Source organism: Nonomuraea sp. NPDC050783, assembly GCF_040802095.1.
Lineage (GTDB): Bacteria > Actinomycetota > Actinomycetes > Streptosporangiales > Streptosporangiaceae > Nonomuraea.
Window position 1 is genome coordinate 423549 of record NZ_JBFAHK010000006.1, and the last position, 23813, is coordinate 447361.

19 protein-coding genes are annotated in these 23813 nt (G+C 74.5%); 12 read left to right on the forward strand and 7 right to left on the reverse strand.

The genetic code is table 11. The features are described 5' to 3' along the window. The first annotated feature begins 29 nt into the window (after positions 1-29). From AB0H75_RS19465 to AB0H75_RS19495, 7 genes are all read left to right on the forward strand, one after another. A complete protein-coding gene (locus AB0H75_RS19465) occupies positions 30-647 on the forward strand; it encodes a TetR/AcrR family transcriptional regulator (protein ID WP_367797907.1) in 618 nt (205 codons plus the stop codon). Next, positions 644-835: a ferredoxin gene (locus tag AB0H75_RS19470; protein WP_367797908.1), complete on the forward strand. Its 192-nt coding sequence runs from the start codon at positions 644-646 to the stop codon at positions 833-835. The genes AB0H75_RS19465 and AB0H75_RS19470 overlap by 4 nt, the downstream gene beginning before the upstream one ends. 11 nt (positions 836-846) lie before the next feature. Then, positions 847-2118 (forward strand): cytochrome P450, encoded by a 1272-nt coding sequence (locus tag AB0H75_RS19475; protein WP_367797909.1) that lies wholly within the window; start codon positions 847-849, stop codon positions 2116-2118. Positions 2119-2248: 130 nt separating this feature from the next. Continuing rightward, positions 2249-2497 (forward strand): hypothetical protein, encoded by a 249-nt coding sequence (locus AB0H75_RS19480; protein WP_367797910.1) that lies wholly within the window; start codon positions 2249-2251, stop codon positions 2495-2497. Between the two features lie 98 nt (positions 2498-2595). After that, positions 2596-3837, forward strand: a complete 1242-nt coding sequence (locus tag AB0H75_RS19485) for a Tm-1-like ATP-binding domain-containing protein (protein WP_367797911.1) — start codon at positions 2596-2598, stop codon at positions 3835-3837. Then, complete coding sequence (locus tag AB0H75_RS19490) at positions 3834-4655, forward strand: phosphoenolpyruvate hydrolase family protein (protein WP_367797912.1); 822 nt, start codon at positions 3834-3836, stop codon at positions 4653-4655. The genes AB0H75_RS19485 and AB0H75_RS19490 overlap by 4 nt, the downstream gene beginning before the upstream one ends. A gap of 12 nt (positions 4656-4667) precedes the next feature. Further along, positions 4668-5075, forward strand: coding sequence for a cupin domain-containing protein (locus AB0H75_RS19495; RefSeq protein WP_367797914.1), 408 nt, complete (start codon positions 4668-4670; stop codon positions 5073-5075). 15 nt (positions 5076-5090) lie between these two features. Here AB0H75_RS19495 and AB0H75_RS19500 read toward each other — a convergent pair whose 3' ends face one another. Further along, positions 5091-7979 carry a BTAD domain-containing putative transcriptional regulator gene (locus tag AB0H75_RS19500; protein WP_367797916.1) on the reverse strand — a complete coding sequence of 963 codons (2889 nt, stop codon included), beginning with the start codon at positions 7977-7979 and terminating at the stop codon, positions 5091-5093. A gap of 223 nt (positions 7980-8202) precedes the next feature. Here AB0H75_RS19500 and AB0H75_RS19505 point away from each other — a divergent pair, with 223 nt between their 5' ends. Both AB0H75_RS19505 and AB0H75_RS19510 read left to right on the forward strand, forming a co-directional pair. Then, positions 8203-9117, forward strand: coding sequence for a M23 family metallopeptidase (locus AB0H75_RS19505; protein WP_367797918.1), 915 nt, complete (start codon positions 8203-8205; stop codon positions 9115-9117). 97 nt (positions 9118-9214) lie between these two features. Further along, on the forward strand, positions 9215-10714 hold the full coding sequence (locus tag AB0H75_RS19510; protein WP_367797920.1) for an N-acetylmuramoyl-L-alanine amidase: 1500 nt from the start codon (positions 9215-9217) through the stop codon (positions 10712-10714). Between the two features lie 45 nt (positions 10715-10759). Here AB0H75_RS19510 and AB0H75_RS19515 read toward each other — a convergent pair whose 3' ends face one another. Both AB0H75_RS19515 and AB0H75_RS19520 read right to left on the reverse strand, forming a co-directional pair. Further along, positions 10760-12382, reverse strand: a complete 1623-nt coding sequence (locus AB0H75_RS19515; protein WP_367797922.1) for a flavin-containing monooxygenase — start codon at positions 12380-12382, stop codon at positions 10760-10762. Next, the gene (locus AB0H75_RS19520) at positions 12379-13293 is read right to left on the reverse strand and encodes an alpha/beta hydrolase (RefSeq protein ID WP_367797924.1); all 915 of its coding nucleotides are present in this window, start codon (positions 13291-13293) and stop codon (positions 12379-12381) included. Before AB0H75_RS19520 ends, AB0H75_RS19515 begins: the two co-directional genes overlap by 4 nt. Before the next feature lie 265 nt (positions 13294-13558). On the opposite strand from AB0H75_RS19520, the gene AB0H75_RS19525 reads away from it, so the two are divergent. Beyond that, positions 13559-14149: a response regulator transcription factor gene (locus tag AB0H75_RS19525; protein WP_367797925.1), complete on the forward strand. Its 591-nt coding sequence runs from the start codon at positions 13559-13561 to the stop codon at positions 14147-14149. On the opposite strand, the gene AB0H75_RS19530 is transcribed toward AB0H75_RS19525, so the two are convergent. From AB0H75_RS19530 to AB0H75_RS19545, 4 genes are all read right to left on the reverse strand, one after another. After that, positions 14066-14806: a flavin reductase family protein gene (locus AB0H75_RS19530; RefSeq protein WP_367797927.1), complete on the reverse strand. Its 741-nt coding sequence runs from the start codon at positions 14804-14806 to the stop codon at positions 14066-14068. The genes AB0H75_RS19525 and AB0H75_RS19530 overlap by 84 nt on opposite strands. 3 nt (positions 14807-14809) lie before the next feature. Beyond that, on the reverse strand, positions 14810-17002 hold the full coding sequence (locus AB0H75_RS19535) for a tetratricopeptide repeat protein (protein WP_367797929.1): 2193 nt from the start codon (positions 17000-17002) through the stop codon (positions 14810-14812). A gap of 1 nt (position 17003) precedes the next feature. After that, positions 17004-18164 (reverse strand): hypothetical protein, encoded by a 1161-nt coding sequence (locus tag AB0H75_RS19540; RefSeq protein WP_367797931.1) that lies wholly within the window; start codon positions 18162-18164, stop codon positions 17004-17006. Positions 18165-18657: 493 nt separating this feature from the next. Then, positions 18658-19674, reverse strand: coding sequence for a LacI family DNA-binding transcriptional regulator (locus tag AB0H75_RS19545; protein ID WP_367797933.1), 1017 nt, complete (start codon positions 19672-19674; stop codon positions 18658-18660). Between the two features lie 664 nt (positions 19675-20338). Between AB0H75_RS19545 and AB0H75_RS19550 the strand changes: the two genes are divergently transcribed. Both AB0H75_RS19550 and AB0H75_RS19555 read left to right on the forward strand, forming a co-directional pair. After that, positions 20339-22840, forward strand: a complete 2502-nt coding sequence (locus AB0H75_RS19550; protein ID WP_367797935.1) for a glycoside hydrolase family 3 N-terminal domain-containing protein — start codon at positions 20339-20341, stop codon at positions 22838-22840. After that, complete coding sequence (locus AB0H75_RS19555) at positions 22837-23811, forward strand: ABC transporter permease (protein ID WP_367797937.1); 975 nt, start codon at positions 22837-22839, stop codon at positions 23809-23811. The genes AB0H75_RS19550 and AB0H75_RS19555 overlap by 4 nt, the downstream gene beginning before the upstream one ends. The last annotated feature ends 2 nt before the right edge of the window (positions 23812-23813 follow it).

Genomic DNA, 23813 nt, shown 5'->3' on the forward strand with positions numbered 1-23813 from the left:
CAACAAATGAACGCTCATTTAATTCGCTCATGGGGCGAATCGCGGGTGTGACCGCCGCGGAGACCCGGGAGCGGCTGCTGCTGGCCGCCGCCGAGGTCTTCGCCGAGCGTGGCTACGACGGCACGCGCGTCGCCGACATCGCCGCGGCGGCCGGCGTCAGCAACGGCGCCCTGTACGCCCACTTCGGCTCCAAGGCCGAGCTGATCGTGGCCGCGCTGCGCGCGCACGGGCGCCAGCGGCTGGCCAGGCTGGTCGCCGCCGATCCCGGCCGGTCGGCCACCGAGCTGCTGCTCGTCCTCGGCCGCTCGCTGCCGCGCCGCCGCGACGCGTCCGGCTACCTCATCGTGGAGGCGCTGACCGCCGCCCGCCGCGACGAGGACATGGCCCGCCCGATGCGCGACTACGTCGGCGAGCGCGCCGAGTGGCTCGCCGGGCTGGTCCGCGCCGCCCAGGACGACGGCGAGCTGGACCCCGCGCTGCCGGCGGGCGCGCTGGCCCACCTCTGCCTGCTCCTGGCCATGGGCAGCGCGCTGATCACCCCTGACCTGCACGCCGTCGACGACGAGGAATGGACGGCGCTGCTGACCCGTGTCGTCCGGGCGTTCGCCCCCGGCGGCGGACCACCACAGAGCGGAGCACCACAGTGAAACTCAAGATCGACCCGGAACGCTGCCAGGGGCACGGCCGCTGCTACGACCTGGCCCCCGCTCTGTTCGGCGAGGACGACGAGGGCTACGGCCGGGTCCTCGGGGACGGCGTCGTGCCCGAGGACGAGGCGCGGACGGCCCGCCTGGCCGTGGCCAACTGCCCCGAGCGGGCGATCGAGATCCTCTAGGGAGGCGTGGCATGTCCATCGACGACCGTTTCGTCCGGAGCTTTCAGGAGGACCGGGAGGATCAGCCCCTCGGCACGCGCAACGAGATCATCACCGGCCCCGTCGCCGACTGGGCGACCGACTTCTCCCACTTAGAGCCCGAATGGGCGGCCGATCCGTACCCCATCCAGGACGAGCTGCGCGAGCGCTGCCCGATCGCGCACACCGGCCGCTTCGGCGGCGGCTGGCTGCCCACCCGCTACGAGGACGTCGCGGCCGTCGCCTACGACACCGAGCGCTTCTCGTCCCGCTCGATCATCATGAGCAACTTCCGCCCGCCGCGCGAGATCGCCCCCGTGGGCGGCACCCCGCCCATCTCCTCCGACCCGCCCTTCCACCACGACGCCCGCAAGCTGCTGCTGCCGGCCTTCACCAAGACGGCCGTCTCCCGGCGCGAGGAGTCCACCCGGGCGTTCTGCCACGCGCTCATCGACTCCTTCGAGGGCCGCGAGGTCGTGGACGCCGCCCGCGACTACGCCCAGCACATCCCGGTACGCGTCATCGCCGACATGCTGGGCTTCCCGCAGGAGGACGGGCCGCGCTTCCGCGAGTTCATCGAGAACGCGCTCGAAGGCGTCAACCTGCCGCCCGAGGCGCGCATGGCCAACATGGGCAAGCTGTTCGACTACCTGCTCGCCCAGATCCGCGACCACGTCGACCACCCGCGCGACGACCTGACCAGCTACCTGATCGACGCCGAGCTGTACGGCCGCAAGCTGGAGGCCTCGCACGTGGCCGGCACGATGGCACTGCTGCTCATCGCCGGCATCGACACCACGTGGAGCGCGATCGGCGCGTCCCTGTGGCACCTGGCCAGGACGCCCGCCGACCGCGAGCGGCTGGTCGCCGAGCCGGGGCTGCTGCCGACCGCGATGGAGGAGTTCCTGCGCGTGTACGCGCCGGTGACGATGGCCCGGCTGGTCAAGGAGGACATGCACTGGCGCGGCGTGGACATGAAGGCCGACGACTGGGTGCTGCTGTCGTTCCCGGCCGCCAACCGCGACCCCGCCCAGTTCGAGCGGGCGGGCGAGGTGGTCATCGACCGCGCGGTCAACCGGCACGTGGCCTTCGGGCTCGGCATCCACCGCTGCGTGGGCTCCCACCTGGCGCGGATGGAGCTGCGGGTGGCGCTGGAGGTGTGGCTGGAGCGGGTGCCGGTCTTCGCCCTCGCCGACCCGGCGGCGGTGACGTGGGCCGCCGGGCAGGTACGCGGGCCGCGCTCGCTGCCCGTCCGCATCGGCTGACCGCGCCCGTCCCGCACGGGCCCGTCCCGCACGGGCCCGATCGATCGGGCGCGATCAACAGGTCGGCAGGAGGCGTCAGCCGGGCGGCAGAAGGGAAGGCTCGTCCCGGAGCCGACTGAGGAGGTAGACCATGCGCGCCCTGCGGCCGCCCGCCCGGATACCCGGCCCCGGGCCGGCCGGGGTATCCGGCCCCGGGCCGGTCGGGGTATCCGGCCCCGGGCCGGTCGGGATGCCCGGCTCCAGGTCGGTTGGGGTGCCCGGCTTCGGGCCGCCCGGGGTATCCGGCTTCGGGCCGGCCGGGGTGCCCGGCCCCGGCGGCACCCGCGCCCCGGCGGTCGCCGCCGTCCGCGTGCCCGGCGATCCCACCACCCCCGGCTGAACGGCCGGTCCGCCGCGGCGCCCCGGCGCGCGGGGCACGTTCACACGGGGTCACCCCGGCCCCGCCAAGGGTCATTCAGCGAAGAGGTGAGACACGACATGCCGTCCGTCGTACTGATCGGCACGCTCGACACCAAGGGCGAGGAGTACGCGTGGCTGCGCAACCGGCTGGTCGAGCTGGGCAGCGACGTCATCGTGGTCGACGCGGGCGTCGGCGAGCACGACCACGACCTGCTCGCCGACATCCCCGGCCGGCAGGTCGCCGAGGCGGCCGGCACCGGCCTGCGCGAGCTGCGCGAGGCCGGCGACCGGGGCGCGGCCGTGGCCGCCATGGGCGAGGGCGCCGCCGCGGTCCTGGCCGGGCTGCACGCCGACGGCCGCGTGGACGCGGTGCTGGCGCTGGGCGGCAGCGGCGGCACCTCGATCGCCGCGCGGGCCGTCCGCGACCTGCCGATCGGCCTGCCCAAGCTCATCGTCTCCACGATGGCGGGCGGCGACGTCTCGCCGTACGTGGGGGCCAAGGACGTCACGCTGATGTACAGCGTGGTCGACATCGCCGGCATCAACCGGCTCTCGCGCGCCATCCTCGGCAACGCGGCCGCCGCCGCCGCGGGCATGGCCAGGGCCTACCAGCTCGCCAAGGCCGTGCAGACCGCCGGGCTGCCGGACCGGCCGCTGGTCGGAGCGTCCATGTTCGGGGTCACCACCCCGGCCGTGGACGCCGCCCGCGAGCGGCTCGGCGAGCTGGGCTACGAGGTGCTGGTCTTCCACGCCACCGGCTCCGGCGGCCGGGCGCTGGAGGGCCTGGCCGAGAGCGGCCTGCTGGCCGGCGTGCTCGACCTGACCACCACCGAGCTGGCCGATGACCTGGTGGGCGGCGTGCTGTCGGCCGGCCCCGGCCGCCTCACCGCGGCCGGCCGCCACGGCGTGCCGCAGGTGGTCGCGCCCGGCGCGCTCGACATGGTGAACTTCGGGCCGCGCGACACCGTGCCCCCCGAGTTCGCCGGCCGCCTGCTGTACGTGCACAACCCCACCGTGACGCTCATGCGCACCACGCCGGAGGAGATGGGTGAGCTCGGCGCCCGGGTGGCCGCCAAGCTGCGCGCGGCGACCGGGCCGGCCGCGCTGTTCCTGCCCCGGCAGGGGGTCTCCGCGCTCGACGCGCCCGGCGGCGCCTTCGCCGACCCCAAGGCCGACGCCGCCTGCTTCGAGGCGATGGAGGAGGGCCTGCGCGGCTCCGCCGTCGCCGTCGAGGACCTCGACCTGCACATCAACGATCCCGCCTTCGGCCGCGCCATGGCCGAGCGGCTCCACGACCTGATCACCGGAGGTACCTCATGAACAGGCAGGACGTCCTCGACCGGCTGCGCGCCACGGTGGCGGCCGGCCGGCCCGTCGTCGGCGCGGGCGCCGGCACCGGCCTGTCGGCCAAGTGCGCCGAGGCCGGCGGCGTCGATCTGATCATCATCTACAACTCCGGCCGCTACCGCATGGCCGGGCGCGGCTCGCTGGCCGGGCTGCTGCCCTACGGCGACGCCAACCAGATCGTCGTCGAGATGGCCGCCGAGGTGCTGCCGGTCGTCCGGGACACGCCGGTGCTGGCCGGGGTGTGCGGCACCGACCCGTTCCGGGTCATGCCGTACTTCCTGGACCAGCTCAAGGCGATGGGCTTCGCCGGCGTCCAGAACTTCCCGACCGTGGGCCTGTACGACGGGACCTTCCGCCAGAACCTGGAGGAGACCGGCATGGGCTACGACCTGGAGGTCGAGATGATCCGGCTGGCCCGCGAGCGCGACCTGGTCACCGCCCCCTACGTCTTCGACGAGGACCAGGCGCGGGCCATGACCGAGGCCGGGGCCGACGTGCTGGTGCCGCACGTCGGGCTGACCACCAAGGGCAGCATCGGGGCCGGCACCGCGCTCGGCCTGGACGAGGCCGCCGAGCGCGTGCAGGCCATGCGCGACGCCGCCGCCGCGGTGCGGCCCGACGTGCTCGTCCTGTGCCACGGCGGCCCCATCGCCGAGCCGGACGACGCCGCGTACGTGCTGGCGCGCACCAAGGGCGTGTCCGGCTTCTTCGGCGCGTCGTCGGTGGAGCGGCTGCCCACCGAGCGGGCCATCACCGAGCAGGTCCGCGCGTTCAAGTCCCTGAGCCTGTAGGAGGAAGCGCCCATGCACGTCAGCCCGGACGCCGTGCCCACGATGGCCTTCGACTGGGGGTCGATCAAGTGGTTCGTGACGCCGTCGGCCGTCCCGGGGGCGGCCAGCACGCTGGGGGAGGTCATCGTCAACCCCGGCAAGGGCCACGCCCGCCACAACCACCCCGACGCCGAGGAGATCATCTACGTGATCTCCGGGGAGGGGCGGCAGACCGTGGGGGACGGCGCCGAGTTCCCGATCAGGGAGGGCGACACGGTGCACATCCCGACCGGGGTCTACCACTCGACGTACAACACGACCTGGCGGCCGCTGCGGCTGATCGTCACCTACACGCCGGGAGGAGCGGAGAAGGCCCTGGAGGCGGCCCCCGACCTCACGCTGTACGAGCCGGGCGCCGTCGCGGAGTGGCGCCGGCCCTGACCGGCGCGCTCCCGCTCACCGGGGGGCCGGGGCGAGCGCGGGCCGGTCGCGGTCGCGGGCGCCCGCGCGCAGCTCGCGACGCAGCCGCCCGGCCCGCTCCAGGTAGTGGCCGGCCAGCGTGGCCCGCCCGGCCGCCCGGTACAGCTCGCCGAGCGCCTGGGAGGCGTCCGCCTCGCCGCTGCGGTCGCCGAGCTGCTGGAAGATCTCCAGGGAGCGGCGCAGCTCGGCCGAGCCGTGCGAACGGTCCCCGCGCGCCGCGTGCAGCCCGCCCAGGCCGCGCAGCGCGTACGCGCCGCAGTGCCGGTCGCCGAGCGCCTGGAAGATGTCCAGCGCCCGCCCCTGGAGCCGCATCGCCTCCTCCGGCCGCGCCGCCAGCGTGTGCAGGCGGCCGAGCTGCATGGACACGCAGCCCTCGCGGTGGTCGTCGCCCAGCTCCCCGGCCAGCCGCAGCGCCCGCCCGAGCCAGCGGGAGGCCCGCCCGAGGTCGCGCAGCGACAGGTGGACGCGGCCGATCGCCTGCCGCGCGTACGCCTCCCCGTCGGCGTCCCCCTCGGCCAGGAACATGGCCAGGGCGTGCCGGAAGCGGCCGAGCGCCCGCAGGTGCCGGCCGGAGAACTCGTCCACCGCGCCCAGCCCGCAGATCGAGATCGCCTCGCCGCGGGCGTCCCCCAGCTCGCGGAAGATCGTCCTGGCGCGGCGCAGCATGTCGCCGGCCTCGGCGTAGCGGTCCTGGTAGAGGCTGACCTGGCCGAGGCCGCGCAGCATGGCGGCCTCGCCGCGCCGGTCGCCGGCGGCGCGGGCGGCCTCCAGCGCCAGGTGGTGGGTGAGCCGCCAGTCGTCCAGGCGGCAGTGCAGGTCGAAGTACGGGACGAGGGTCGCGGCCAGCCCCCACGCCGCCTGCGCCGCGCCCGTGCCCGCCGCCAGCCGTACCGCCTGCACCAGCGCCTCCCGCTCGGCGTCGAACCAGGTCAGCGGGTCGGCCGTGAGGCGGCCCAGCGTCTCGCGCTCCAGGCTCCACCGGGGCGCGGCTGCGGCGGGGACGGTGAACAGCGTGGTCGGCAGGCGGGCCGCGGCGTGCTCGGCGGCGCTGGTCCAGCCGCCCAGCACCCGCGCCAGGGCCTGCCGCTCGGCCTCGCCGCCCGCCGCCCGCTCCCTGGCGGTGCAGCGCACCAGGTCGGGCAGCCGGTAGCGGGGCCGGCCGAGGGGGTCGGTGCCGGCCAGGCGCAGCAGGCTGGCGTCCACGAGGGTGTCCATCACGGCGTCGCTGCGGTGCCGGTCGAGCACGGCGTCGGCCACCCAGGCGGGGACGGTCGCTGGGCCGAGCAGGCCCAGCGCGCGCAGGGCCAGCGCGGCCTCGCCGGGCAGGCGGCGGTAGCTGAGGTCGAAGCAGGCGCGTACCTCCAGGTCGCCGGCGCGCAGCTCGTCCAGCAGGGTGGTCTCGTCGGCGAGGCGCCGCCGCAGCTCCTGCAACGACCAGCCGGGGCGGGCGGCCAGCCGCGCCCCGGCCACGCGCACGGCCAGCGGCAGTCCGCCGCAGGCGGCCACGATCGCCCGCGCGGCCTCCGGCTCGGCCGCCACCCGGGCGGCGCCGGCGATCCTGGCCAGCAGCTCGCCGCCCTCGGCGGGGGTGAGCGCGTCCAGCTCCAGCAGCAGGGCGCCGGGCAGCTCGGTGATGCGGCGGCGGCTGGTCACCAGCACCGCGCAGCCGCTGCCGGGCAGCAGGGGGCGTACCTGGGCGGCGTCGGCGGCGTCGTCGAGGAAGACCAGCATGGGGCGGCCGGCCAGGAGGGAGCGGTAGAGCGTGGCGCGCTCGTGCGCGGAGGCGGGCATCGCGCCCTCGGCGACGCCCAGCGCCCGCAGCGCCTCGGCCAGCAGGTCGGCGGGGTCGGCCGGGGTCTCGGCCGTGCCGCCCAGGGCGAGGTGGAGCTGGCCCTGCGGGTAGGCGGCGCGGACGGCGTGCGCGCAGTGCACGGCCAGCGCCGACTTGCCGACGCCGGGCGGCCCGGTGACGACCGCGATCGACGGCGGCCCGCCCGGCCCCCGACCGGCGGGCGACAGCGCCCGGGTGAGCGCGGCCGACTCGGCGGCCCGTCCGGTGAAGTCCGGCACGTCGGCGGGGAGCTGGTGGGGGACGGGCGGCTGGTAGGAGGGCTGGCGCGGCACCAGAGGCAGGCCGCGCGGCGGGCCGGGGGGCCGGTGCGGGGGCTCGTCGGCGAGGACGGCGGCGTGGGCGTCGCGCAGCTCCTGCCCCGGCTCGATGCCGAGGTCGTCCACGAGCTGCCGGCGGATCTCGGTGTAGGCGTGCAGCGCCTCCGCGCGCCGCCCGCTGCGGTGCAGCGCGAGGATCAGCCGCTGCCACAGGTCCTCCCGGTACGGGTGCTCGCCGATCAGCTCCCGCAGGTCGTCCACGGCCGCCGTGTACTCCTCGCGGGCCAGCTTCGTCCCGACCAGCTCCTCGGCCGCGCCGAGGCGAGCCTGCACCAGCGCGCGCAGCCGCGCGTCCCACACCGGGCTGGCGGGCAGGTCGGCCAGCGGGGTGCCGCGCCACAGCGCCAGGGCGTCGCGCAGGTGCCCGGCCGCCTCCCCGGGCCGCCCGGCCGCGCGTGCCCGCGCCACCAGGTCCTCGAACAGCAGCACGTCGAGCTGCCCGGTCCGCAGCTCGACCGCGTAGCCGGAGGGGTGGGCGACGATCCGGCCGCCGGCCTCGCCGACCGGGCCGCGCAGGGCGCTGACGTACGTGCGCAGGTTCGCCACGGCGGACGACGGCGCGCGGGCCGGCCACAGCACCTCGATGAGCGCGTCCGAGCCGACGACCTGGTTGGCCTCCAGCAGCAGCGAGGCCAGCAGCAGCCGCGGTTTGCGCCCGGCGACGCGCAGCGCCCGTTCCGCCGTGCGGACCAGCAAGGGCCCGAGAACGCCGAAATTCGGCTGGTCAACCACTACGAACGCACCTGCTCCTCCGCCGGCGCCGGACGCCGGTTCGTGGGGTCGTCGTTCAAGCCGGCTCGGCCTTTATACCGATTTTGGATGTTCTCTGTATGCCGGATCCGCAATCTGGGTCGCCAGCGAGAGCGCAGCACCGTTCGATCCAGAAAGGATCCGTATGAGACCCACCCGGGTGCTTACGGTGGTACTTGCCCTGTCTGCCGGGCTCGTCGGCGGCCAGGCCGCCTGGGCCGCGCCGGACCCGAACGACCCGCCGGACCAGGTGGACGTGCCCGAGGTGTCCACTCTGGCCGCGCCGAGCTTCCAGCTCCCCTTCCCCTGCGGCCAGAAGTGGACCGGCAACTCCAGCAACAGCAGCGCCCACCAGTCGTACGAGATCGACTTCAACCGGGGCAGCACGGCCGACGCCGACCTCGGTGACACCGTCGTGGCCGCCGCGGCCGGCACCGTCGTGATCTCGGCCCACCAGGGCTCCACGAACGGCTACGGCAACCTGGTCAAGATCGACCACGGCGGCGGCTGGACCTCGTACTACGCTCACCTGGACACGCGCGCGGTCTCCGCCGGCGCCGCCGTCAAGCAGGGCCAGAAGATCGGCACGGTGGGCAACACCAGCAAGCCGGGCAACAACATCAGCCCCCACCTGCACTACGAGGTCCGCGAGGGCACCGGCTACCCCTCCAACATCCGCAAGGCGACCTTCGACGGCGTCACCTTCGGCTACCCGACCGCGACGGTGACGTCCAAGAACGCCTGCGGCACCACCCCGGCCAACCCGCACACTCCCGAGGAGGTGTGCGGGTCGGGTTACAAGGTGATCGACAAGGCGGCGCTGGGTTCGGCGGGCACGGTGTATCTGCTCTACAACTCGGGCAACGGTTACAACTGCGTGGCCACGATCAAGGCGACCTCGCTGGGGACGGCCACCGCGACCAGTGCCTACCTGGAGGTCCAGGGCAAGGCCCGGGTCACCGACAGCGGCAGCTTCACTTACTACGCCGGTCCGGTGCGGGCCGCCGCCGCGGACAAGTGTGTCCGGTGGGGCGGCAAGGCGGGCTCGGCCGTCTACGACAGCCCCTTCGAGCACTGCGGCTGACCGCACCCCGGCACCCCCGGCCCGGAGCGGCCGCCGCCCCCCTCCACGCACTCCGCGGCGGCCGCTCCTTCCCCCTGATCCGTTGAGGAGACAATCCGTGCAGTCCCGACTCCGCCGCGGCGCCGCCGTCCTGCTGGCCGGCACGCTGATCCCCCTGGCCGCCGCGCAGCCCGGCGCGCAGGCCGCCCTCGCGGGCGTCACCACGAGCGCAGGCACGAGCGCAGGCACGAGTGCAGGTACGGGCGCCGGCATCCTGGCCGCCGCGTTCGTCCGGGCCGCCACCGCCTACGAGGTCCCCCGCGACCTGCTGGTGGCGCTCGCCTACGCCGAGACCCATCTCGACGGCCACGGCGGCGAGCCCAGCGCCAGCGGCGGCTACGGCGTGATGCACCTGGTCAGCAACCCGTCCAACCACGCGCTGGAGCGCGCCGCCACGCTCACCGGCAAGCCGGTCGCCACGCTGAAGAGCGACCCCGCCGCCAACATCGCCGGCGGCGCCGCCGTGCTGCGCGCCCACGCCGACGAGCTGGGCCTGGGCGCCGCCGCCCGCAAGGACCCCGCCCAGTGGTACCAGGCGGTCGCCGAGTACGGCGGCGCCGCCTCGGCCGACGTGGCCCGCCTGTACGCCGACACCGTCTACGACCTGCTGGCCGCCGGCGTGCGCGCCACCACCCCCGCCGGCGAGACGGTCACCGTGCCGGCCCGCGCCGTCCAGCCCGAGCGCGGCCCGTACGCCAAGGCCAAGGACCTCGACGCGCCCAACACGCTCGCCGCCGCGGCCACCGACTACCCCGGCGCGGCCTGGGCGGCGGCCAGCAGCAGCAACTACGCCGTCTCCAGCCGCCCGTCGAGCGACGCCATCGACCGCATCGTCATCCACGTGACGCAGGGCTCCTACGCCGGCACCATCTCCTGGTTCCAGAACCCCAGCGCCAAGGTCTCGGCCCACTACGTGGTCAAGTCCTCCAACGGCGCCATCACCCAGATGGTGCGCGAGAAGGACCGCGCCTTCCACGCCGGCGACTACAACCGCCGCTCGGTCGGCATCGAGCACGAGGGCTACGTCAGCGACGCCTCCTGGTTCACCGACGCCATGTACCGCTCCTCGGCCGCGCTGACCAGGAACATCGCCGACCGCTACGGCATCCCCAAGGACCGCTCCCACATCGTCGGCCACAACGAGGTGCCCGGCGCCGACCACACCGACCCCGGCTCCCACTGGAACTGGACGACGTACATGCAGTACGTGACGGGCGGCGGCACCACCCCGGCCAACCCGCACACTCCTGAGGAGGTGTGCGGGTCGGGTTACAAGGTGATCGACAAGGCGGCGCTGGGTTCGGCGGGCACGGTGTATCTGCTCTACAACTCGGGCAACGGTTACAACTGCGTGGCCACGATCAAGGCGACCTCGCTGGGGACGGCCACCGCGACCAGTGCCTATCTGGAGGTGCAGGGCAAGGCCCGGGTCACCGACAGCGGCAGCTTCGCCTACTACGCCGGTCCGGTGCGGGCCGCCGCGGCGGACAAGTGCGTCCGGTGGGGCGGCAAGGCGGGCTCGGCCGTCTACGACAGCCCCTTCGAGCACTGCGGCTGACCCCGGACCGGTGACCCCGGACCGGTGACCCCCGCGGCCAGGTGGTCAGGCGGACAGCACGAACCCCTCGTAGCCGTCCGCCGCCACCTGGTCGCACTTCTGCCGGTAGGCGCCCACGCCGCCGGCGTACGGCATGAACACCCGCGGCTTGCCGGGGATGTTGGCGCCCATGTACCAGGAGTCGGCCCGCGGGTAGAGGGTGTAGCTCGCGACCTCGTTGACGTGCGCCACCCAGGCGTCCTCGGCCGCCGGGTCGGCGTCGATGGTGGCGATCCCGCCGGCGCGCAGCCGGGCCAGGCAGTCCGCGATCCAGTCCACGTGCTGCTCGATCGAGACGAGCATGTTGCTCAGCACCGACGGGCTGCCCGGGCCGGTGATGGTGAAGAGGTTGGGGAAGCCGGCCGTCATCAGCCCCAGGTACGCGCGCGGCCCGGCCCGCCACTTGTCCCGCAGCGACCGCCCGCCCTCGCCGGTGATGTCCACGGCCAGCAGCGGGCCGGTCATCGCGTCGTAGCCCGTGGCGTAGACGATCACGTCCACCGAGTGGTGGCCGCCCGCGGTGCGCACGCCGGTGGGGGTGATCTCCTTGATGGGGTCGCGCCGCACGTCCACCAGGGTCACGTTCGGGCGGTTGTAGGTGGAGTAGTAGCCGGTGTCCACGCAGATGCGCTTGCTGCCGATCGGGTGGTCGCGGGGGGAGAGCCGCTCGGCCACCTCCGGGTCGCGGACGATCTCGCGGATCTTGCCGCGGACGAACTCGGCGGCGACCTCGTTGGCCTCCGGGTCGATCGACATGTCGCCGTACGCGCCGAGGAAGGCGAAGCCGCCCTCGGCCCAGCGGGCCTCGAACTCCCGGGCCCGCTCCTCCTCGCCCGCCTCCAGCACCGACCTGTCGTTGAACGCGACCAGCAGCCCCACCGGCGAGGTCCGCATGTCCTGGCGCAGCGCGGCGTAGTTGGCCTTCACCCAGCGGGCCTCCTCGGGGTCCAGCGGCCGGTTCCAGGCGGGCAGGCTGAAGTTCGGGGTGCGCTGGAAGACCGTCACGTGCGCCGCCTGCCCGGCGATCACCGGGATGGCCTGGATGCCGGAGGAGCCGGTGCCGATGACGGCGACCCGCCTGCCGGTGAGGTCCACGCCCTCGTGCGGCCAGCGGCCGGTGTGGTAGCTGGCGCCACGGAAGGAGTCGGCGCCGGGGAAGCCGGGCACCCGCGCGGCCGACAGGCAGCCGACCGCCGCGATGAGGAACCCGCACTCCACCCGGTCGCCGCGGTCGGTCTCCACCCGCCACCGGCGCGTGCTCCCGTCGTAGGCGGCCCTGGTCACCCGCGTCCCGAACCGGATGTCGCGGCGCAGGTCGAAGCGGTCGGCGACGTGCTCGGCGTAACGCAGGATCTCCGGCTGGGACGGGTAGCGCTCGCTCCACTCCCACTCCTGCTCCAGGTCCTCGTCGAAGGAGTAGGAGTACTGGACGCTCTCGACGTCGCAGCGGGCACCGGGGTAGCGGTTCCAGTACCAGGTGCCGCCGACGCCGTCGCCGGCCTCGTAGACCCGCGCGGACATGCCGAGGCCGCGCAGCCGGTGCAGCATGTACATGCCGGAGAACCCGGCGCCGATCACGACGGCGTCGTACCGGGCGCCCGGCTCCCCGCCACCGCCGCCCGCCGTCACGACAGGCTCCTGACCACGGCCTCGCCCACCGCCGTCAGGCCCGCCCGGCTGCCGGGCAGCACGTTGACCATCGTGAAGAAGCCGTGCATCTGGCCGGCCAGCCGCTGGTGCTCGACCGGCACCCCGGCCTGGCGTAGCCGCTCGGCGTACGCCTCGCCCTCGTCGCGCAGCACGTCGTGCTCGGCGGTCAGGACGAGCGCGGGCGGCAGCCCGGACAGGTCGGCGGCCCGCAGCGGCGAGGCGTCCGGGTCGGCGCGTACGGCGTGGTCGGGCGCGTAGTGGTCCCAGAACCAGATCATCGAGTCCCGGCTCAGCAGGAGCTGGTTGTCCGGGTCGGTGTAGGAGGCGTTGTCCAGGTCGCAGTCGGTCACCGGGTACACCAGCACCTGCATCCGGATCGGCGGCCCGCCCTCGTCGCGGGCGCGCCGCGCCACGACCGCCGCCAGGTTGCCGCCCGCGCTGTCGCCCGCCACCACGACCGGCAGGCCGGGGAACGCCGCGGCGGCCCAGACCAGCGCGGCGCGGGCGTCGCGGACGGCGGCCGGGAAGCGGTGCTCGGGAGCCAGCCGGTAGTCCACCAGCACCACCGCGCAGCCGGTGCGGGCGGCCAGCTCGCGCCCCAGCGTGTCGAACTCGTCGAGGGCGCCGACCACCCAGCCGCCGCCGTGGTAGTAGACGATCACGCCGCGCGGCGTCGCGGACGGGACCAGGACGCGCGCGCCGAACGAGCCGCCGTCCTCGCCCGCCACGACGGCCTCCTCGACGCGGTGCATGCCGGGGCCCGCGCCGTACAGCTCGCGCAGCGCGCCGAGGGTCAGGCGCGCCTCCTCGGGGGTCATCTCGTGCAGCGGCTTGACGCCGCTCTCGCCCATGTGCTTCAGGAACTGGACCGTCGCTTCGTCAAGGGACATGGACGCCACCTCACGCGGGAGCCAGGAGCGATGCGCATCACCCCGTCATGATGCTCAACGTAGGATGCGCGCCCCGGCCCGTCAACGGACGCTTCCCGTCCGATTCCGCGGGCCCGGCCAGAGCGGACGATCATGCCGTGGCGCAGATCCACCGGCCGGTCGGCGGCGAATGGAACACAGGCGAATGGAACACAGGCGAATGGAACACGGTGGAACGCCTCTCCACGGGAGCGGGGGAAGGAACGCCGAAGCATGAGGAGGTCCGGTGTGTCACGACTCCAGTTCGTCCGCAACGCGCGTCGGGGCCGGCGGCGGGCCGCCGGAGCGGTTCGGCCGGGACGTCGCGGCGCTGCTCGACGGCCCCGTCGGCGCGGACACGCTGCGCATGCTCTGGGACGCCACCCAGGGGGACCGCGCGCTGGCCGGTGAGCTGATCGGCGTCGGGCGCGAGCTGGGGGTGCTCGCCCGCCACGGGGGCACGTGGAGCTGGGCGCCCGGGCTGGGCTGCCGGGCCGTCCGGCTGGCGGAGCTGATCGAGGCCCGGGCCGAGGGGCTGGAGAGCCCGCAACTGGAGGCGCTGGAGAAGCTCATGGGCCCGCTCAGCCGGCCGTGCGCCGCGCTCGCGCGGATCCGGCGCGACCGGGTGGCTCCCAGCACGCTGACCCCGCGCGAGCGGGACGTCCTGCGGCTGCTGGGCGAAGGGCTCAGCCCGGCCGCGATCGCCAGGCGCCTGGGGCTGTCACCGCGTACGGTGACCAAGCACCAGGAGCGGCTATACCGCAAGCTGGGCATCTCCGACCGGGTCAACGCCGTGCTCGCCGCGCAGCGGCTCGGGATCGTGCCCGAACCCCCGTGAAGGGCCCAGTGAAGGGTCACGTGAAGGGTCACGTGAAGAGCCGCGTGAAGGGCCCCGTGAAGGGTCGCCCGCCCCACCGCCGAGCCCGTGGAAGCCGCGCTGGTGGTACAGCAGCGGGGGCCCGCCGTGCACGGCCGCCCGCCGTACCCGGCCGATGACGATCGTGTGGTCGCCGCCGGCCACCAGCGCGTCCACCGAGCACGACAGGTGGGCCAGCGCCCCGGGCACCACGGGCAGCCCGTCCATCAGCGTGTACGGCACGGCGGCGCGCGCCCGGCGCGGGCCGGCGCACCGGCGGGCCACGTCGGCCTGGTCCTCGGCCAGCACGGTGACCGCGAAGCGGCCGGCCGCGGCGAACACCGCGTGCGACCCGGCGTCCCTGGACAGGCAGAACAGCACCAGCGGCGGGTCGAGCGAGAGCGAGCAGAGCGACCCGATGGTCACCATGCGCGGCAGGCCGCCCTCGTCGAGGGTCGCGACCACCGACACGGCCGTGGCGACGGTGGCCAGCGCGTCGCGGAAGCCGTCCGCCGCCACGAGCGGCTCGTGCCGGCGGGCGGGCCCGCCGTTCGCGCGCCGGCCGTCCGCCCCGTCCGCCCCGGCGGCAACGGCGGGAACGGCGGGGACGGGCGGGGGAGTGGACGCGGGCAGGGCCATCGCTCACACCTCGGCCAGGAGTCTTCTGCAGCGGTCGCGGGCGGGCTCCAGCTCGGCCGCGTCCGCGCCGGGCAGCGACAGGGCGGCGTCGAAGTCGGCCAGCGCCTGGCGGTGGCGGCCCGCCGCCTCATGCGCGAGACCGCGGTTGAGCAGCAGGTCGGGGTCGTCCCCCAGCAGCTCCAGCGCCCGCGTCAGGTCCTCGGCCGCGCCCTCGGGACGTCCCAGCCTGAACCGGGCCACCGCCCGGTTGACCAGCGCCGCCGCGTAGTCGGGCGCGGTGGCCAGCGCCGCGTCCAGCCGGTCGGCCGCCCGCCGCGCCTCGCCGCGCTCCAGCTCGATCAGCCCGTGCAGGCACAGCAGCTCCGCGTCGCCGGGCCGGGCCGCCAGGCCCGCCGTCACGTCGGCCTCGGCCGCCGCCAGGTCGCCGAGGTCGAGCAGCAGCTCCGCCCGCCGGAACAGGGTGGGCCCGTCGTCGGGCTCCATCTCCAGCACGTGGCCGAAGTCGGCCAGCGCGCCGGCGGTGTCGCCCGCCTCCACCCGGCAGGTCCCCCTGTTGTAGTACAGCTCGGGGTAGGGCGGCGCCGTCGCGACCGCGCGGTCGTAGTCGGCCAGCGCGGCGGCCAGGTCGCCGCGGCGGCGCGAGATCCGGGCGCGCTCGCTCAGGTAGTCGGTGTAGTACGGGTCCAGCTCGATCAGGCGGGTGAAGCCCTCGTGGGCCGCCTCGTGCCGGCCCAGCGCGGCCAGCAGCCGGGTCCTGTTGTAGAGGAGCTGCGAGCGGTGCACCACCCAGTCGCCGGGCTCCAGCTCCCGGTCCAGCCGGGCGATGCCCGCCTCGATCAGCTCCAGCGCGCGTCCCAGGTTGCCGCGGTGCATCTCGATCAGCGCGAGCGCGTTGTCGTTGAAAACCTGGCGGGTGGTGCGCTCGACCGGGTCGGGCAGCAGGGCGGAGATCGCGACCGCGTTGTTCTGCCAGGCCAGCGCCGTCTCGTGGTCGCGCGGGGTGAAGAACCTCGTGTAGAGCATGGCGATGCCGTAGCTGGTGATCATGTGGGCGCGCGGGTCGGTGTAGCGGGTGCGCAGGTCCATGTAGAGCGCGTACGACTCGTCGAGCCGGTGCAGGGGGACCAGCGCGTTGGCCGCCAGCGAGGTGAACAGCCGGAAGTCGTCCGGGTGCGCCACCGGGTCGGTCACCCGCCTGCCGCGCAGGCCGAAGTCGGCGGTCGCGGCCGAGAACCCGATCTCGGCGCTGACCCGCAGCGCGTCGGCCAGCGCCGCCCGGCCGCGCCCGCCGGGGTCGCCGCCGCGTTCGAGATGGTACGGGATCGCCCCCATCCTGAGGCCGTAGCCGGCGCCGGGGGCCAGCTCGGCGGCCCGCCGGTCGTGCAGCTCGCGCCGGAGCGCGGGGTCGGCGGCCTCGTAGGCGGCCAGCTCCGCCGGGTCGTCACTGGTCCCGTCGGACCACACGAACGCCCGCACCAGCTCCGCCCCCGGCCACCCGCCCCCGCCCTCCGGCCCTCCGACTGCCGCCGGACCGGCGGCCCGACCGACGGTCGAGTCGGCGGCGGGATCGGCGGCCGGACCGACGGGCGGATCGGCGGGCGGATTAGCGTCGGTCGGGCCGGCGTCGGTCGGGCCGGCCTCGATCGGGCCGGCCTCGATCGGGTCGGCGTAGCGTTCCAGTGCCGTCGCGAGCTGGTCGCCGACCCCTTCGCGGCGGCTCCCGGCCACCACCAGCAGCTCCCGCGGGTCCGCCCGCCGCAGCAGCAGCGCGGCCAGCTCCTGCGTGCTCTCCTCGGCGGCGTGCAGGTCGTCGAGGACCAGCACCGGCGGCACGTCCGCCAGCCGCGCGTACTCGATCAGGAACGTCACCACGCCCTGACTCACGCACCGGATCATCTGCGCCCCGTAGAAGCGGGTGCGCTGCTCGAACGGCCCGGTGAAGGCGAGCTGCCGCGGCCCCGGCCCGATCACCTCGGCCAGCTCGGGGAGCCCGTACAGGAGGGAGACCCGGTGCCGCTCGACCAGCTCCGGCCACCGCGCGAACGCCTCGGGCAGCACGGCGCGCAGCACCGTGTCCACCCCGGTGTAGGGGCCGCGCAGCCGCTGATGGCAGCCGGCGACGATCGCGGGCCGGTACGCGGCGGCGGCCCGCAGCCGGTCGGCCCGGCGCTCACCGGCGATCCACACATGACGCATGTCAGCTCACTTCCTCGGTGGTGGCGGCGACCGGCCGCCTGCGCTTGCGCCGGGCCAGGTACGCCGGAAGCAGGAACGAGACGCTCAGCAGCGCCAGCCCCAGCACCCCGTCCCAGAACGCCAGGCGCAGCGGCCCCTGCCGCACGCCGTCCGCCGCGATCTGGAGGTACTGCACGACGACGGGCACCGAGCCGAACACGGCGATCAGCACCATGACGGTGACGCCGAGCCCGATGAACGGCCCGTACCACCGGCCCACGCGGCGGTCGTGCTCGCTCCACTGCCGCTCGTCCACCAGCCGCCCGGTGCGGCCGAGCAGCCGCCAGAGGCGGTTGCGCAGCAGCGCCGTGCTGGCGTCGTGCAGGTCGTGGCAGTTGAGCGCGGTGGCGAAGACGTAGTACAGGTCGGTACGCAGGTAGAGCTGGAACTGCCAGGCGAAGCGCACCACCACGGTGAAGGCCAGCGCCAGCGCCACCCGGCCGGTCATCGAGAACGCGCCGCCCGGCTGCCGGGTGAGATCCGCGACCAGCACCAGGGCGGCGAACACCACGAGGTCGCACGCCATCCCGGCCAGGAACGGCAGGTATCTCTTCGCGCGCGGCACGCTCAGCAGCCCGTTCATCCGCGTCTCGAAGACGACGTACAGGTACCTGTTGCTCACGCCGAGCCTGCTGCGCAGCCCGAGCCGGCGGCCGGCGAGCATGTGGAAGGCCTCGTGCAGGAAGATCAGCGGGAGCTGCCCGAACATGATCCCGATCTGGACGACCAGCAGGCGGTCGGTGAAGAAGATGTTCCCCGGGCGCGGTGCGAGCGCCGGGTCGCGGGCGACGGCCAGCACCGCGAGGGCGAACAGCGCGGCGTACAGCAGCCAGGCGGGCGGGGAGAACACCGCCCGGCCGAGCCGGCGCAGCGGCAGGCGCCCGCCGGCCGGCTCCGGCGTGCCCTCGGTGCGGACGAACCCCAGCTCGTGCAGGGTCTCCAGGAACTCCGCGATGTCGACGGGCTCGCCGAAGGTGTCCTCGTACCAGCGCGCGGCGCGCTCGGGAGGCACGCCCTTGATCATTTCGCGGAGCAGGGCGGCGCCGTCGGCGGGCAGGACCGCGTACGCGTCGGCGTCGGCCCTGCCGACCACCACCTCGTCGCCCTCAGGGACGAAACTCAACTCGTGAAAAGCAACCGCGGCGTCGGCCATGCGCATTCTCCGTGGTCCAGGAAAAGGTCCGGTCAAATGCCCGGGAAAAGACCCGCGAAAAGACCTCCGAAAGGGCTGCGAAAAGGTTCCGCGGAAAAGGCGGGGCCGCGCGCCCGGAGCGCGCGGCCCCTGTCATCCCCGGATGGCCGTCAGTTGCTGGCCGGGTAGGGGCAGGAGCACGCGGCGCTCGTCAGGCGGACGTCACCGGTGCGGCGGACGGAGATCTTCTTGATCCGGGTGGTCGACTTCATGGGAACCTCCTGGGTCGGATATCGCCGGATTTCGGCGACAGCACAAAGAATGCACGCCCGCGGAGTTCCCGCCCATTAGCAAAATTGCGTACGCCGGTCGCCCGCGATATTCCGCCCGCCATTCATGGAATCCCGCCCGGCCGTACCGGGAATTTCGCCGGTCCGGCCTCCGGACGCCCTGCCGCCGAAACGTTCGGCTCTGGCGCCGATCGTCAGGCGGGCGGCGGGGCGGTGCTTCCGCGGATCACCAGATCGGTGCCCAGCTCCACCCGGCTCTGCGTCAGCGGCTCGCCGCGCGTCAGGCTGACCAGCATGGCGGTGGCCGTGGCCGCCATCTCGGTGAGCGGCTGGCGGACCGTGGTCAGCGGCGGGATCGCCCACCGCACCTGCGGCAGGTCGTCGAAGCCGATCACGCTCAGCTCGCCCGGGATGCGCAGCCCCAGGTCGTACGCCGCACGGTACACGCCCATCGCCTGCCCGTCGTTGCAGGCGAAGATCGCGGTCGGCCGGTCGGGCAGCCGCAGCAGCCGGTGTGCCTGCGCCCGCCCGCCCGCGACCAGGAAGTCGCCCTCGCAGATCAGCTCCGGGTCCACCGGCACGCCCGCCTGGTCCAGCGCGGCCCGGTAGCCGTCGAGCCGGGCCCGGCTGGACAGCGCGTGCTCGGGGCCGGTGACGATCGCGATGCGCCGGTGCCCCAGCTCCAGCAGGTGGCGGGTGGCCGACAGCCCGCCGCTCCAGTTGCTCGCCCCGACCGACGGCAGCCGATGGCCGGGGTCGCCGCTCGGGTCCAGCAGGACGAGCGGGATGTCGCGGGCGTCGAGCTGGTCGCGCTGCTCGCCGGTGAGCCCGGAGAACACGGCGATCACCCCGCTGGGCCGCCGGCTCAGCACGCCCTCGATCCAGCCCTTGCCCGGCGTGTGCCGGTGCTGCAGCTCGGAGAGCACCACGGCCAGGTCGTGCTCGCGGGCCACCTGCTCCACGCCCTTGATGATCTCGATCGGGTAGTCGCCCTCCAGCGCGTGGAAGACCAGCTCGATCAGGGCGGCCGGGCTGACGCGCCGCTTCTGCCGCCGGTAGCCGTGCTCGCGGATGAGGCTCTCCACGGCGGCGCGGGTCTCGGGCGCCACCTCCGAGCGGCCGTTGACCACCTTGGACACCGTCGCCGCGGACACCCCGGCCAGCTCGGCGAGCTGCGCGATGGTGAGGGGCCTGGAGGTGGCGGCGCACATACGGAAAGTCTAACGCCGCTCTTTTCGGCGCTTCCGCCGATCGTACGGCCTGCCTCCCGTCCTTCCCGGGGCGCTCCCCGCCGCCGCGCCCGGGAAACGCCTGCTTGGCGATCGGCCCCGGCACCGAAAACCCGGCACCGAAAGACCGGCACCGAAAGACCGGCACCGAAAGACCGGCACCGAAAGGCTCGGCACTGAAAGGCTCGGCACCAAAGATCTGGTGCCGAAAGACCCGGTGCGGAGGCCCGCCGACCCTCCGCGACGGATCGGCCTCCGCGACGGATCGGCCTCCGCGACGGATCGGCCTCCGCGACGGATCGGCACGCGCGTGAACCGTTCAGCGCGCCCTCCCGGGTCTCGCGGGCCACCCCGCCGCTTCTCTCCGCTTCTCCTCGCCCCGCCGCGAGGAGCAGCCGACCGCCCCGACCCATCCTCCGGGCGGCAAATTGCCAGCGGCCTCGACCGCCTTTGTTTCCGGAAAGTTTCCGGCAATTTGTCGTCATCGGCGATCCCGATTGGCGCTGTGACCCGCGCGAACGCCAACAACTCGCTCAGCAACTCCTCAGCAGCCCACCCCTTGACAGGGCTCATACCGCCCCATAAGTTGCCGCAATATTAACGGATCTCAGTAAAAGTTTCGGTTTGTTTCGGCCGGAAGGACGGCATGAGGGGCCAGCTACCCATCGACGACACCAGCCCCGCGGTCGGTGAACGCCCGCCCTGGCGGGACCCGCGGCTGCCCCCGGCCGAGCGGGCCGCCGCGCTCGTCCCGCTCATGACGCTGGAGGAGAAGGTCGCCCAGCTCGTCGGCGTCTGGGTCGGCGCCGACGCCTCCGGGGGAGGCGTCGCGCCGCACCAGGAGGAGATGGCGGGCGTGGAGTTCGCCGAGGTCATCGCCGACGGGCTCGGCCAGCTCACCCGCCCGTACGGCACCGCGCCCGTGGACCCCGTGGCGGGCGCCCGCTCGCTGGCCGCCTCCCAGGCCCAGGTCGTCGCCGCCAGCAGGTTCGGCATCCCGGCGCAGGTCCACGAGGAGTGCCTGACCGGGTTCGCCGCCTGGCGGGCGACCGTCTACCCGGCGCCGCTGAGCTGGGGCGCCTCCTTCGACCCCGAGCTGGTCGAGCGCGTGGCCGGGCACATCGGCCGCTCGCTGCGCGCCGCCGGCGTCCACCAGGGCCTGGCCCCCGTCCTGGACGTGACCCGCGACTACCGCTGGGGCCGCACCGAGGAGACCATCGGCGAGGACCCCTACCTGGTGGGCACCGTCGGCGCCGCGTACGTGCGCGGCCTGGAGGGCGCCGGCGTCGTCGCCACCCTCAAGCACTTCGCCGGGTACGCCGCCTCCCGCGGCGGCCGCAACCACGCCCCCGTCGCGATGGGCCCGCGCGAGCTGGCCGACACGGTGCTCCCGCCGTTCGAGATGGCGCTGCGCCTCGGCGGAGCCCGCTCGGTGATGAACTCCTACACCGAGCTGGACGGCCTGCCCGCCGCCGCCGACGAGCGCCTGCTCACCGGCCTGCTGCGCGAGGAGTGGGGCTTCACCGGCACGGTGGTCAGCGACTACTTCGCCGTCCGGTTCCTGGAGCGGCTGCACCAGGTGGCGGACGGCGCCGGGGACGCGGCCCGGCTGGCCCTGCGCGCCGGCATCGACGTCGAGCTGCCCACCGTGGACACCTTCGGCGCCCCGCTCGTCGAGGCGGTCAGGGCCGGCGAGGTGGACGAGGCGCTCATCGACCGCGCGCTGCACCGGGTGCTGGTCCAGAAGGCCCAGCTGGGTCTTCTCGACCCCGATTGGCAAGCGCTTACCGGCGATCCGGCGCAGCTCCGCCTGGACGACGAGACCGGCCGCGAGCTGGCCCTGCGCCTGGCCCGCGAGGCCGTGGTGCTGCTGCGCAACACCGGCGGCGTCCTGCCGCTGGCGCCCGGCCGCCGGGTCGCCCTGGTCGGGCCGGTCGCCGACGACCCCCTGGCCATGCTCGGCTGCTACACCTTCCCCGCGCACGTCGGCCCGCACCCCGAGCACGGGCTGGGCGTCGAGGTCCCCTCGCTGCGCGAGGCGCTGGCCGCGCTCGTGCCCGATCTGGCCTACGCGCCGGGCTGCGACATCACCGGCGACGACGCCTCCGGCATCCCCGCCGCCGTCGCCGCGGCCGCCGGGGCGGAGGTGTGCGTGCTGGCCGTCGGCGACCGGGCGGGCCTGTTCGGCCGCGGCACCTCCGGCGAGGGCTGCGACGCCGCGGACCTCGCCCTGCCGGGCGTGCAGGGCGAGCTGGTCCGGGCCGTGCTGGCGACCGGCACACCCGTGGTGCTCGTGCTGCTGGCCGGCCGCCCGTACGCGCTCGGCCCCGGGACCGACGCGGCCGCCGCCGTGGTCTGCGGCTTCTTCCCCGGCCAGCGCGGCGGGCAGGCGGTGGCCGAGGTGCTGACCGGCGCGGTGGAGCCGTCCGGGCGGCTGCCGGTCAGCGTGCCGCGCCACGCCGGCGGGCTGCCGGCCACGTACCTGTCGCCGCCGCTCGGCCGCCGTACCGAGGTCTCCTCGGTGGACCCGACGCCCGCCTACCCGTTCGGGCACGGCCTGGGTTACACCACCTTCGACTGGAGCGGGGCCGGCGGCCCGGCCGAGTGGCCGGTGGACGGCGAGGTCACCGTCGGCATCACCGTCCGCAACACCGGCGAGCGGGCCGGGACCGAGGTCGTCCAGCTCTACCTGCACGATCCGGTCGCGCAGACCACCCGGCCGGTGGTGCGCCTGGTCGGCTACGCCCGCGTCGCGCTGGAGCCGGGGCGGGCCGCCCGGGTGGCCTTCACCGTCCCGGCCGACCTGGCCTCCTTCACCGGGCTGAGGGGCCGCAGGATCGTCGAGCCCGGCGACGTCGAGCTGCGTTTCGGCCGCTCCAGCGCCGACCCGGCCGCGGTCGTGCCGCTGCGCCTGACCGGCGCCGAACGCGAGACCGGCCCCGGCCGCGCGCTGCTGGCCACGGCGACCGTCACCCCGATCGCCACGCCGGAGGAGGCAGCGGCGCCGGAGGAGGCAGCGGCGCCGGCCGAGGCCGCGACACCGGCCGAGGCAGCCGCGCCGACCGAGGCAGCGACACCGGCCGAAGCCGTCACGCCGGAGGAGGCCGTCGTACCGGAGGAGGCCGTCGTACCGGAGGGAGCGGCATGAGCACGACCCTGGACACCCCCGAGATCGCCGAGGCCGGCCCCCCGCCGGGCCGCCGCGGGCGCGCCCGGCCGGGCACCTGGCGGCACGCGCTGCGCCGCGACTGGCAGCTCTACACGCTGGCGGCCCTGCCGCTGCTGTTCTTCGCGGTCTTCCGCTACCTGCCGATGATCGGCAACGTCATCGCCTTCCGCCGCTACGAGCCGGGCGGCAGCCTGTTCGGCGAGTCGTGGGTGGGCCTGCGGTACGTGAAGATGTTCCTCGGCGACCCCACGTTCTGGAACGTCTTCACCAACACCCTGATCCTCGGTGGCCTGACCCTGCTGTTCACCTTCCCGCTGCCGATCGTGCTGGCGCTGCTGCTCAACGAGGTGCGCAACCGGAAGGTCAAGCGTTTCCTGCAGTCGGTGTCGTACCTGCCGCACTTCCTGTCGATGGTGATCGTGGCCGGCATCGTCATGCAGATCGTGGCCGTGGACGGGCCGGTCAACCAGCTCGTCAAGGCGCTCGGCGGCGAGCCGACGGCCTTCATCCAGAAGCCCGAGTGGTTCCGTACGATCTTCGTCTCCTCGGAGGTCTGGCAGACCGTCGGCTGGGGGACGATCCTCTACCTGGCCGCGCTGACCACCATCGACCAGCAGCTCTACGAGGCCGCGCGGATGGACGGGGCGAGCAGGTGGCGCCAGATCTGGCACGTCACCCTGCCCGGCATCCGGCCCACGGCGATCACGCTGCTGATCCTCAACATCGGCACCTTCATGGCCGTCGGCTTCGAGAAGGTGCTGCTGCTGTACAACCCGCTGACGTACCCCACGGCCGACGTGATCTCCACCTACCTGTACCGGATGGGCGTGGAGTCCAGCAACCTCAGCTACGCCGCCGCGATCGGCCTGTTCGAGGCGCTGGTCGGCGTGGTGCTGATCGTGTCGGCGAACGTGATCTCCCGCCGCACAGTAGGGACGAGCCTGTGGTGACC